Genomic DNA, 12429 nt, shown 5'->3' on the forward strand with positions numbered 1-12429 from the left:
GCTAGGTGCATGCCTGCAGGATGTCTGAGGATCGCGGTCGTGGCGTTGCACACGTCGCCTTTCGCCGCGCCCGGCTCCGGCGACGTCGGCGGCATGAATGTGCTCGTCCGTGCGACGGCGGAGTGGATGGCGTCGGCGGGTCATCACGTCGAAGTGGTCACCCGGCGGTTCTCCACAGAGCTTCCTGCGGTCGCGACTCTTCCCTCCGGTGTCGTGCTGCGCTTCGTCGACGCCGGCCCCGCGGAGCTGCGCCCCAAGGGGGAGCAGGAGGACTTCATCGACGCCTTCCGTGCCGGGCTTGACGACGTGGGGGACGTCGACGTCGTGCACTCGCACCACTGGCTCGCCGGGATGGCCGGCCTGCCGTTCGCGCGCAGCCGCAACGTGCCGCACGTGCAGAGCTTCCACAGCATCGCAGCCGAGCCGACCACTGATCTCAGCGAGGGAGAGCGCCCGGAGTCGTCGGGACGACTGGATGGCGAAGCCTGGCTCGCCCAGTCCTCCGACGCGATCGTCGCGGTGAGCCACGCCGAGCAACGCACCATCATCGAACGGCTCCACGCCGACCTGGAGCGCGTGCACGTCGTGCTGCCCGGCGTGGACGCGTCGCTGTTCCACCAGGGCGAGCGCCTCACGTCTCCACGTCCTTACGTGGTCGCCGCCGCGCGCATCGAACCGCTCAAGGGACTCGACCTTGCCATCAAGACCATCGCGGGCATCCCGGCAGAGCACCGCCCCGATCTCGTCATCGCGGGCGGGCCGACCGACGGATACGAGTGGCACCTCGCGGAACTCCTCGACCTTGCCGCAGAACTGGGCGTGACGGACCGAGTGCGATTCGCGGGTCCTCTCACTCGCGCCGAGCTCGCCGACCTGTTCGCGCACGCGTCAGCTGTGCTCATCCCGTCGCATTCCGAAACCTACGGGCTCGTCGCTCTCGAGGCCGCTGCGAGCGGGGTTCCCGTGCTCGCTGCACCTTCCGGTGGGCTGCGCGAGGCCGTGAACGGGCGCAGCGCTGCCCTTCTTCCTTCGCGCGATCCTCGGGAATGGGCGGACCGCCTTTCGGCACTGCTCGGCGACGAGCGCATGTGGCTGGCGCGATCCGCCGACGCTCACCGCTTCGCGGCCGAGCGAACCTGGGCGAGGTCCGCAGCCGAGACGGTCGATGTCTACCGACTGCTGCTCGGCCACTCGGGCACCGGCAACGAGCTGCGTCAGTGCGCATGAGCACCGAGCGCACGAGCACCGGCCCCACGAACGCCGAGCGCGTGAACCCTATGCGCGTCGACCCGTTCGCCACCGTGCGCACCGTGCTTCTCGCCCACGCCCACCCCGACGACGAAACGCTCTCGTCGGGTGGCCTGATCCGCGAGCTCGTGAGTCAGGGCATCCGCGTCGATCTGCTCACCGCCACCCGCGGCGAGCGCGGCGAGGTCGTGTCGGAGCTGAGGCACGAGTTCGAGGCCACCTCCGAGATCGACGCTGAGGCGCTCACTGCGCGGCGCATGGATGAGCTGTCGAACGCAACACGCGTGCTGGGCATCCACGACGTGCTCCTGCTCGGCGACCCGCCTGCGCGGGTGGGCGGACTGCCGCCGCGCCGCTACCTCGACTCGGGCATGCGCTGGATCACGCCGACGCTCGCAGGGCCATCGGACGACGTGCCGCCCGAGGCCCTCACCGCCGCGCCGCTCACCGATGTGATCGCCGACATCACGGCCACCATCGCATACGTCGCCCCCGACCTCGTGATCAGCTACGACGATCAAGGCGGCTACGGGCATCCCGACCACCGACGAGTCCGCGAGGCAGCCCTCGCGGCCGCCCGTTCGGCTGGCGTGCCGTTCGCCGAGCTGGTGGACGGCGACTCCGAGGGCGCATGGCGAGTGGATGCCACCAGCCGGCTCCCCGAGGTCCAGCAGGCTCTGCGCGCGCACGCCACCCAGCTCACCGTCGACGGCACGGACGTCGTGCACTCCGGCGGCCAGCGCGAGCCGATCCGCACGGTCTACGGCGTGCGCCTGGTGCCGCTGGCCTAGCCCTGCGCCTTCCACCACTCCCGCAGGCGCGTCTCGGCGTCCTCGGGTGGGAGCGGCCCCTCGTCCAGTCGCAGGTCGAGCAGGAACTTCATCGCCCGTCCCACCTCAGGCCCTGGGCGCAGGTCGAGGATGCGCATCACGTCCGTTCCATCGAGGTCGGGACGCACGGCATCCAGTTCTTCCTGGGCCTTGAGCTGCTCGATGCGGTCCTCGAGGTCGTCATAGGCGAAGCCGAGCCTGTCGGCCTTGCGCCGGTTGCGTGTCGTCACGTCGGCGCGGGTCAGCTCGTGCAGGCGCTCCAGCTGGTCGCCGGCGTCGCGCACGTAGCGCCGCACGGCCGAGTCCGTCCACGCCCCGTCCGCGTATCCGAAGAAGCGCAGGTGCAGCTCGATGAGCCTGGCTACGGCATCCACCGTGTCGTTGTCGAACCGAAGCGCCTTCAGCCGTTTGCGAGCGAGCTTGGCGCCGACCACGTCGTGGTGGTGAAAGCTCACGACCCCGCCGGGCTCCAGTCGACGGGTCGCCGGCTTGCCGATGTCGTGCAGAAGCGCGGCGAGGCGCAACACAACGTCGGGCGCGTCGCCTGGATGCCGCTCCTTCTCATACCCGATCGCCTGCTCGAGCACGGTGAGGGTGTGCCGGTACACATCCTTGTGATGGTGGTGCTCGTCGATCTCCAGGCGCAGCGCCGGGAGCTCGGGCAGGATGCGCTCCGCCAGTCCGGTCTCGACCAGCAGCTCCAGCCCGGCGCGAGGGTCGTCGCTGGAGAGCAGCTTCACCAGCTCATCCCGCACCCGCTCGGCGCTGACGATCTCGATGCGGTCGGCCATCGCGCCGATCGCCGCCACAGTGTCATCACTCACCGCGAACCCGAGCTGCGACGCGAACCGCGCGGCACGCAGCATGCGCAGCGGATCGTCGCCGAACGACACCTCGGGAGAGATCGGAGTGCGCAGCACCCGTGCCATCAGGTCGTCGACGCCGCTGGACGGGTCTACCAGCACGATCTGGGGCACGCGCAGCGCGAGCGCGTTCACCGTGAAGTCGCGGCGAACGAGGTCGCCTTCGAGCGTGTCGCCGAACGCCACCTCGGGCTTGCGGGTCTCGCCGTCGTAGCTGTCGGCCCGATACGTCGTGATCTCGACGGTGTCGTCGCCGAACCGGGCGCCGATGGTGCCGAACTGCTTGCCGATGTCCCACCACGCGTCCGCCATCGGCTTCACGATCGCAATCGTCGCCTCCGGTCGGGCATCCGTCGTGAAATCGAGGTCGTGCACCGGGCGCCCGAGCAGGGTGTCGCGCACCGGGCCGCCTACGAGGGCGAGCTCGTGCCCGGCCTCCGCGAACGCCGTCGCGAGGCGCGACACGACGGGGGACTCCGCGGTTTCGCGCAGGCGCGCGAGTGACTCGGCGACGCTCTGCATAGTGCTGCACAGTCTACCGACGGCCATCCGCGGGAAGATCTCCCCGCCTTCCGCTGCACAGTGCACATTGGATGCCTGTGAGGTGGGCGTCATCCGCCTGTCCACCCGGCGGATGGACACCATGCGACCCGTACAATTGCGGTCATGCTCCCCGTCGACCCCTGTGCAGCCGCATGCGCGTAAGAGGTCGCGCACGGCTGGGGCAGGGGGCGGCGCTGGCAGCGGCCGTGGCCGTGCTGCTCGGCGGGCTCACCGCTGCGCCGGCGACGGCGGCGACGCCTGCTGCCTCCGACACCCCCTCTGCAACGGTCTCGATGTACGCCGGAAACGCCGGAACCGAGACGCCGGGGGAGTCCGTCACCATCACGGTCGCCATCGACAACACGTCGGGCAAGACCATCTCTCCCGGAAGCGCGACGGTGTCGATCACCGACAAGCCCCTGACAGGCCGTGCGGCCCTCGACGCGTGGATGAAGCCTGGCGACGACGACGTGACGACCCGCGTCATCGCAACGGAGGCCACATCCGCCGTTCTGATCGGCACGTCGAGCCGCGTCGCCACCTTCACCGTCCCAGCCTCGGCGGTCGGACTCAGCGGCGGAGCGGCGGTCTACGGGCTGAAGACCTCGGTGAAGGATGCCGCAGGAGACGTCGGAACGGGATACTCGACACTTGCCTACTCCGCCCCCACCGACGGGCAGCAGGTCGGGCTCGCCGTGGCGATGCCGATCACGGTGCCGCCGATTCTCACCGGACTCATCTCGTCGACGGACCTCGCGACCTACACGGCCTCCGACGGACTGCTCACGAGGCAGCTGCAGCTCGCGCGCGATCATCCTTCCATCGCCATCGCGATCGATCCGATGATCATCGCGTCGATCCGTGTTCTCGGCACCTCGGCCCCCCAGAGCGCACGCACGTGGCTCGAGAACCTTTCTCTGCTCGGCAACGACTCCTTCCCGCTGCAGTACGGCGATGCGGATGTCGCCAGCGAGCTCCAAGCCGGCGTCACTCCGCTCATGACTCCGACCTCCTTCGACTACGCGTTGGACCCCAGGAACTTCCCGGCGCCGATCACGGTCGGTGAAACCCCCGAGCCGACGCCCACGCCGACCACCAACCCGTTCGTCACGCCGACGCCCACGCAGACCCCCCAGCCGACGAACGTGCCGACCATGGAGCAGCTGCTCTCCTGGCCGTATACGTATAGCGGTATCGCGTGGCCGGCGAGCAAGAGCCTGCGCTCAGCCGACCTCGAGGCCCTGTCCGACCAGAAGTACCCCTCCGCCATCGTCTCGGGTTCCAACACCAACGCGGCGTCGCTGACGACCACGCCGAACGCTCCCATGCCCGTCAAGGGCGGCACGGCGCTCGTCACCGATGAGGGCATCAGCGCGGCTCTTGACCAGGTGGTGTCGGCGGCGACGGTCGACGAGCAGAACGCGGCACTGTCATCCGTCTCGGCGCAGCTCGCCGAGGTGAGCGAACAGGGAACGGCGGGCACCGTCGTGCTCGCAGGGCTGGGTAGGGGCTGGCCGACGAACGAGAACGAGGCATCCCGCGCCCTCGACAGCCTCGACTCGTTGCCCTGGGTCAGCTCGTCCTCGCTGCGCGACGCTCTCAAGGCGCCGGTCACCGGTGGCCTCAAGCTGGCGGATGCCACACAGGGGCCGGCTCGAGCGACGACGGTGAATTCCCTCATCGGTCCCGGCGGCATCTCCTCGCAGCTCGACGCCTTCTCCACCGTGCTCTCCGATCCGTCCCTTCTCACGGGTCAGACGCGCAACCAGTTGCTGTCGCTCCTCGCCGTCGGATGGACCCGCCCCGATCAGGATTGGCCGTCCGCCGTCGCAGTCTTCGCCAAACAGGCGTCGGCCACTCTTGGCTCGGTGAAGATCGAGTCGACCGGCAAGGTCACGGTGGCGAGCACGCAGAGCCTCATCCCCGTCACGGTGACGAACAGCTACACCCTGCCCGTGAACATCGTGCTCAGGGCGACTCCGTCGAACGGCCGGCTCGAGATCGACTCCGACACGGCCAAGACGATCCCGGCAAGCGCGAGCGCAAAGGTGCTCGTACCGGTCAAGGCGAAACTGGGCAACGGCAGCGTCACGCTCGGCCTTCAGCTGTACAGCCCCACCGGCATCCCGATCGGACTCGGAACGACGGCATCCGTCGACGTGCACGCTGACTGGGAGGGGCTCGGCGCCCTCGTGCTCGGCATCGCGGTCGTGCTGTTCTTCGGCTTCGGCCTCACACGCAGCATCGTGCGGCGCCGCGCGGCCCGACGACGCGGGGACGCGGGGGAACCCGATGCGGATGAGGATGAGTCGGATGACGAGCGCGACGACATCGAGCCTGATGACGAGCCCGAGCCCGACGACGCGGATGCGGCTCCCGTGACCGAATCGCCGTCCGACGTCGACAAGGTCGACACCGACCTACCGCCGAACGGAGCCCCGCGTGGCTAGCAGCATCGGCCGCGCCAGCGCGATGCTGGCGTCCGGCACCTTGGTTTCCCGCGTGCTCGGGTTCGTGCGCATCGCTGTGCTCATCCAGGCGATCGGCGTCGTGCACGCAGGCGCGAACGCCTACAGCACGGCAACCATCGTGCCGAACAGCATCTACGGCATCATCGCGCAGGGCATCCTGAGCGCAATCCTGGTGCCGCAGATCGTGCGGGCGTCCGTGCACGCCGACGGTGGCAGGGCATACATCAACAAGCTGGTCACGGTCGGAATCGTGATCTTCGCCGCCGTCGCGCTGGTCGCCACCCTGATGGCGCCATGGTTGTCGGCGCTGTTCGGCGCCACCGGTGAATACGGCCAGCTGGTCACCGCGTTCGCGTACTGGTCGCTGCCGCAGATCTTCTTCCTGGCCCTCTACACCCTGCTCGGCGAGGTGCTGAACGGTCGCAATTCGTTCGGACCGTTCACCTGGGCGCCGGTCGTCAACAACATCATCAGCATCACGGTGTTCATCGTGTTCATCGTGGTGTTCGGCAGCGATCCGTCCGGCTCGCGCTCGCTCCACGCGTGGACGCCCGGCATGGTGGCGCTTCTCGGCGGCGGCGCCACACTCGGCGTCGCCCTGCAGGCGCTCGTACTGTTCCTGTTCTGGCGCCGCGTGGGGCTGAAGTTCCGCTTCGACTTCAAGTGGCGCGGTGTGGACCTCGGCACCGCGGGCAAAGCCGCCGGCTGGACCTTCGCGATGCTGGTCGGCACCCAGATCGCCGGTGTCATCGAGACCAACGTGGCGAACACGGTCGGAAACTCACCGGTCGCCTCCGTCGCCGCGATGTCCAATGCGTGGCTCATCTTCATGCTGCCGTTCTCGATCGTCGCGGTCTCCATCGTGACCGCGTATTACACCCGCATGGCGGAGCACGCGCGGGCGGAGGACATGACCTCGTTCCGATTCGACTTCTCCACCGCCATCCGCACGATTTCGCTTCTGATCAGCTTCTTTTGTGTCGCCGTCATCGTTGCTGCCTATCCGATCTCGGTCGTTCTCACGACCTCGTCGTACTCCCAGATGGGCAATGTGCTCATCGCCTACGCGATCGGCATGGTTCCGTTCTGCATGCTGTTCGTCGTGCAGCGGGCGTTCTACTCGCTCGGTGACACCCGCACCCCGTTCATCTACACGGTGGTGCAGACGGTGATCGTGATCATCGGCGTGCTCACCTGCCTGTTCGTCTCACCGGAGCATCGCGCGATCGGCATCGCCCTCGCTGTGTCGCTCGGCGGCATCGTGCAGGCCCTGCTCGCCGCGGTGCTGCTCCGCCGAAGGATGCACCGTATCGACGGACGCCGCATCCTTCGCGGGGTGTGGCGCTACGTGCTCTCGGCCGTCGTCGCCGGAGCGTTCGGCTTCGCCGTCCTCGCGCTGCTCGGCGGTGTCAGCGACGGCTTCGCGGTCTCCGGCAAGATCGCCGCCATCCTCTCGGTCGCCGCGATCGGCGTCGTCATGCTGGCCGTCTACGTCGGAATGCTCAAGCTCCTCCGCACCGAAGAGTTGGATGTCGCCATCGCCACTCTGCGCGGTCGCATCTCGCGCCGCTGACCTCGCTCTCACTCTCACGCGACCCGGCCGCCGCCGACTATTGCGCTACTTGCGCTCTATTGCGCCACCTCAGCTGGCGCTGCTATGCGCAAGTGGCGCAATAGTCCGCGGGCACGATCTCACCCAGCCCCGTCGGGCCAGGCGCCTCGGAATAGCATCCGCCTACACTGTGTTTCACAAGTGCATCTGTAGTGAAGGAGAGCACGTGCGGCAGATCATCATCATCGGGTCGGGTCCCGCCGGGTACACGGCGGCCATCTATGCTGCGCGAGCCAACCTCGAACCTCTCGTGATCGCCAGCTCCGTCGAGGCGGGTGGCGAGCTCATGAACACCACAGAGGTCGAGAACTTCCCGGGCTTCCCCGACGGCATTCTGGGCCCCGACCTGATGGCGAAGCTCCAGGTTCAGGCCGAGAAGTTCGGCGCAGAGGTTCTGTACGACGACGTCGTCTCGGTCGACCTGAGCGGCCAGATCAAGACCGTCCGCATCGGCAGCGGCGAGACGCTCGAGGCGCGTTCGGTCATCTTCGCGACGGGCTCGGCCTATCGCAAACTCGGCCTTCCCGAGGAGGAGCACCTCTCCGGACACGGGCTGTCGTGGTGCGCGACTTGCGACGGGTTCTTCTTCCGTCAGAAGACGATCGCCGTGGTCGGTGGCGGGGACTCCGCCATCGAGGAGGCGACCTTCCTGACGCGCTTCGCCAGCAAGGTGTACGTCATCCACCGTCGCGACTCGTTGCGGGCATCCAAGATCATGCAGAACCGTGCGTTCGAGAACGACAAGATCGAGTTCGTCTGGAACAGCGAGGTCGCGTCGATCAACGGTGAGGGCGCCGTGAACGGCGTCACCCTGCGCGACACCGTCACAGGCGAGACACGCGAGCTGGCACTCGAGGGGTTGTTCGTCGCGATCGGCAACGACCCGCGCACCCACCTCGTGCACGGTCAGCTCGACCTCACCCCAGCCGGCACCATCGCCGTCGAGGGGCGCACCTCACGTACCAACCTCGCAGGCGTCTTCGCCGCGGGCGACGTGATCGACCCGACTTACCGCCAGGCGGTCACCGCCGCCGCGAGCGGAACCGTTGCTGCCCTCGACGCCGAGCACTACCTCGCGGCGCTCGAGCAGGAAGAGCACGAGGCGCTCACCGTCGCCGGCTGAGCCCACGATTTCACGACCCAGAGAAGGAGAAACACATGTCCACCGCCAAGTCCGTCACCGACGCCACGTTCGAGAACGAGGTGCTCAAGTCCGAGAAGACCATCCTCGTGGACTTCTGGGCCGAGTGGTGCGGTCCGTGTCGCGCGGTCTCGCCCATCCTCGACCAGATCGCGGCCGAGCACGCCGACAAGATCGACATCGTCAAGCTGAACGTCGACGACAACCCGCAGACCGCGGCCAAGTACCAGATCACGTCGATCCCGGCGATGAAGGTCTACCAGGGCGGCGAGGTCGTGAAGACCGTCATCGGCGCCAAGCCGAAGCCCGCCCTCGAGGCAGACCTGGCCGCCTACATCAAGTAGGTCGGTCAAGGCTCTCACGCCCGTCCGGCTCACGCCGGGCGGGCGTTTTGCATACCCACCCCGCCACCCCCGCCCAACCGGCCCCGCCAACCGCCCCCGCCACCCCCCGCGGTGCATAACTCCTGCAAATTGTCGCCGAGATGACACGACCGCCCCGGAATTCCGCGGAACTTGAGACACCGGCTCCGCGAATTGCAGGAGTTATGAACACGGGGGAGCCCTGCCGCCGCCCATGCCGGCCATCCAGCAGGCATCCCATAGCATGGAAACCACGCCCAGAACGGAATGACACGTGATCGAAAACGGCCGCCAGCACGGCACTGGCAACAATCTCGACCCCTGGTACTCGCACTACGCGCAGCGCACGGCCGGCCTGGCCGCCAGTGAGGTTCGAGCTCTGTTCGCCGTCGCCTCGCGGCCAGAGGTGGTCTCGCTGGCCGGCGGGATGCCCTACGTTTCCGCTCTGCCGGAAGATCTCGTCGTCGGTGCCATGGACCGGGTCATGCGCGAGCAGGGACCGGTCGCTCTGCAGTACGGCTCGGGCCAGGGAGTCCCGCTGCTCCGCGAGCAGATCACCGAGGTGATGGCTCTCGAGGGAATCAGCGCCAGCGCGGATGACGTGATCGTGACAACCGGTTCGCAGCACGCCCTCGAGCTGTTCGCGAAGCTGTTCATCGACCCGGGCGACCTCGTGCTCGCGGAGGGTCCCAGCTATGTCACCGCGCTGGTGATCTTCAAGTCGTATCAGGCCGAGGTCGACCACGTTCCGATGGACGAGCACGGCCTGATCCCCGAGGCTCTGCGCGAGCACATCGCGAACGCGAAGGCGATCGGCAGGCGGGTGAAGTTCCTCTACACCGTGCCGACGTTCCACAACCCCGCGGGAGTCACCCTCACGTGGGAGCGACGGCTGGAAATCCTCGAGATCTGTCGTGAGAACGACATCCTGGTGCTCGAGGACAACCCCTACGGTCTTCTGTACTTCGATCAGAAGCCCCCAGCGGCAATGCGGTCGGTGGATGACGAAGGTGTGGTCTACCTCGGCACGTTCTCGAAGACGCTTGCCCCCGGATTCCGCGTCGGTTGGGCGCTTGCTCCGCACGCCATCCGCGAGAAGCTCATTCTCGCCAACGAGGCCGCCGTGCTCAGCCCGAGCTCGTTCACGCAGCTGATCGTCTCGCAATATCTGTCCGAGGCGGACTGGCGCGGGCAGATCGACTCGTTCCGAGGTGTGTACCGTGAACGCAAGCAGGCGATGATCTCCGCTCTGGAGGAGCACCTGCCCGAGCTCAGCTGGACCAACCCGAACGGCGGCTTCTACGTGTGGGTGACGCTGCCCGAATCGCTCGATTCGAAGGCGATGCTTCCCCGTGCCGTGACCGAACTCGTGGCCTACACACCTGGAACCGCCTTCTACGCCGACGGCGATGGCGCGCAGAACATCCGGCTCTCGTTCTGCTACCCGACCCCGGAGTCGATTCGCGTCGGCATCCGCCGACTGGCCAACGTGGTGAACGGTGAGCTCGACCTGCTCGACACCTTCGCCGGCACCGGTGCACTGCGGCAAGAGCGCAGCACGGCCAACACGTTCCCTCCCTCCGACCTCCGATAGCACCCGTCCACCGTCATCCGGTGATACGTCCGAGAGAAGCGCAGAGCTCATGACCGATTTCGAACGCCTCAACGTGCTCGTCCTCGCGGGCGGCATCTCGCACGAGCGCGACGTCTCGCTCCGTTCTGGGAGGCGGGTCGCCGACGGGCTTTCAGCCCACGGCCATCGCGTGACCGTGCGGGAGCCGGATGCCTCGCTCTTGACCGCGATCCACGACCTCGGTCCCGATGTGGTGTGGCCGGCCCTGCACGGCGCCAGCGGTGAGAACGGTGCGCTTCGTGCCCTGCTCACCGCGGCGGGCGTTCCCTTCGTGGGTGCGGACGCCGAGTCGGCACGCCTGGCATGGCTCAAGCCGGTCGCCAAGACCATCGTCGCCAGGGCGGGGATCGACACCCCGGCATCCGTGACCCTGCCGACCGAGACCTTTCGCGAACTCGGAGCGGTGAGCGTTCTCGAGGCGCTCGGCGATGCACTGACGGCGCCCCTTGTGGTCAAGCCGGCAGAAGGCGGCTCGGCCCAGGGTGTCACCTATGTGGATGACGTCGCCGACCTCCCGCGCGCGATGGTGAACGCCTATACCTACAACGACGTCGCTCTCATCGAGCGCCGGGTCGTCGGCATCGAGATCGCAGTCGCCGTTCTCGACACCGGGGCGGGTCCCGTCGCCCTTCCCGCCGTCGAGATCGTGCCTCGCCGCGGCATCTACAGCTTCGAAGCCAGGTACAACGCGGGGGAGACCAGCTTCTTCACGCCCGCCAGGCTGACGGATGACGCCGCGCAAGCAGCCGCGGATGCCGCGGTCCGAGCACACCAGGCCCTTGGTCTTCGTCACCTGTCGCGCGTCGACATGATCGTCGATCCGCAGGGCACGCCGTGGTTCCTCGAGGCGAACGTGCTTCCCGGACTCACGGAGACGTCGCTCGTCCCCCTGGCCATCGAGGCCGCCGGCTTCGACCTCGGTGCGGTGTACGCCGGTCTCGCCGAGCAGGCGATCCGCGACACCCTCAGCCTCGCTGGCTGAGAGAGGTCCTTCACTACGCCCCGCTCCCGGTACCGCGGGTTGAGGAGCACCGCGAAGCGGCGCGTCTCGAAACCCACACGCTGAGCACGCCCGGGACGAGGTGTTTCACGTGAAACATTGCGCCAGGGCCGTCATCGCAGGAGCCGTTTTCGGAACGTCCGGGAGTTTGGGGGTTTCGAGACACGCGCCCCTGGGCGTGCTCCTCAACCCGCGAAGGAGATGGCTCCGTCTTCGCCGTCTGACGCACAGCACTCTCTCCCGTTGAGGAGCACCGCGCAGCGATGCGTCTCGAAACCCGCACGCTGGGCACACTCGGAACGAGGTGTTTCACGTGAAACATCGCGCTAGGGCCGTCACCGCCGGGGCTGTCTTCGGAACGTCCCCGGAGTTCGGGGTTTCGAGACGCACGCCTGCGGCGTGCTCCTCAACCCGTGGGGATAGGCCGGCAGCATGTTTCACCTGAAACGCCTCTCTCTCGCAGCCACCGCCCGCCGGTTGAGGAGCACCGCGAAGCGGCGCGTCTCGAAGCCCACGCTGATACGAGGTGTTTCACGTGAAACATCGCGCTAGGGCGGTCACCGCAGGAGGTCTCTTCGGAACGTCCCGGAGTTCGGGGGTTTCGAGACGCGCGCCCGTGGCGTGCTCCTCAACCCGCGGGGTGCGCCCGAGGAATAGCACTCTCGCCGGTTGAGGAGCACCGCGCAGCGATGCGTCTCGAAACCCGCACGCTGAGCACGCCCGGGA

At 67.7% G+C, this 12429-nt stretch carries 9 protein-coding genes; 8 read left to right on the plus strand and 1 reads right to left on the minus strand.

Features of this window, described 5'->3' with window-relative positions:
• The first annotated feature begins 9 nt into the window (after positions 1–9).
• Both ACYVDN_RS17420 and ACYVDN_RS17425 read left to right on the plus strand, forming a co-directional pair.
• Positions 10–1227, plus strand: coding sequence for a glycosyltransferase (locus ACYVDN_RS17420; RefSeq protein ID WP_460573720.1), 1218 nt, complete (start codon positions 10–12; stop codon positions 1225–1227).
• A complete protein-coding gene (locus ACYVDN_RS17425; RefSeq protein ID WP_460573722.1) occupies positions 1224–2039 on the plus strand; it encodes a PIG-L family deacetylase in 816 nt (271 codons plus the stop codon). The genes ACYVDN_RS17420 and ACYVDN_RS17425 overlap by 4 nt, the downstream gene beginning before the upstream one ends.
• Here ACYVDN_RS17425 and ACYVDN_RS17430 read toward each other — a convergent pair.
• Positions 2036–3463 (minus strand): CCA tRNA nucleotidyltransferase, encoded by a 1428-nt coding sequence (locus ACYVDN_RS17430; protein WP_460573724.1) that lies wholly within the window; start codon positions 3461–3463, stop codon positions 2036–2038. The two genes, ACYVDN_RS17425 and ACYVDN_RS17430, sit on opposite strands and share 4 nt — an antisense overlap.
• A 173-nt stretch (positions 3464–3636) precedes the next feature.
• Here ACYVDN_RS17430 and ACYVDN_RS17435 point away from each other — a divergent pair, with 173 nt between their 5' ends.
• The 6 genes from ACYVDN_RS17435 (at position 3637) to ACYVDN_RS17460 (ending at position 11685) form a co-directional block, all read left to right on the plus strand.
• On the plus strand, positions 3637–5934 hold the full coding sequence (locus ACYVDN_RS17435; protein WP_460573726.1) for a DUF6049 family protein: 2298 nt from the start codon (positions 3637–3639) through the stop codon (positions 5932–5934).
• Complete coding sequence (murJ, locus tag ACYVDN_RS17440) at positions 5927–7528, plus strand: murein biosynthesis integral membrane protein MurJ (RefSeq protein ID WP_460573727.1); 1602 nt, start codon at positions 5927–5929, stop codon at positions 7526–7528. Before ACYVDN_RS17435 ends, murJ begins: the two co-directional genes overlap by 8 nt.
• 205 nt (positions 7529–7733) lie before the next feature.
• On the plus strand, positions 7734–8690 hold the full coding sequence (trxB, locus tag ACYVDN_RS17445) for an NAD(P)/FAD-dependent oxidoreductase (RefSeq protein WP_460573729.1): 957 nt from the start codon (positions 7734–7736) through the stop codon (positions 8688–8690).
• 35 nt (positions 8691–8725) lie between these two features.
• On the plus strand, positions 8726–9052 hold the full coding sequence (gene trxA, locus ACYVDN_RS17450; protein WP_460573731.1) for a thioredoxin family protein: 327 nt from the start codon (positions 8726–8728) through the stop codon (positions 9050–9052).
• A 292-nt stretch (positions 9053–9344) separates the two neighbouring features.
• Positions 9345–10664 carry an aminotransferase-like domain-containing protein gene (locus ACYVDN_RS17455; RefSeq protein ID WP_460573733.1) on the plus strand — a complete coding sequence of 440 codons (1320 nt, stop codon included), beginning with the start codon at positions 9345–9347 and terminating at the stop codon, positions 10662–10664.
• Positions 10665–10713: 49 nt separating this feature from the next.
• Complete coding sequence (locus ACYVDN_RS17460) at positions 10714–11685, plus strand: D-alanine--D-alanine ligase family protein (protein ID WP_460573735.1); 972 nt, start codon at positions 10714–10716, stop codon at positions 11683–11685.
• The last annotated feature ends 744 nt before the right edge of the window (positions 11686–12429 follow it).

The organism is Humibacter soli, from assembly GCF_054779035.1.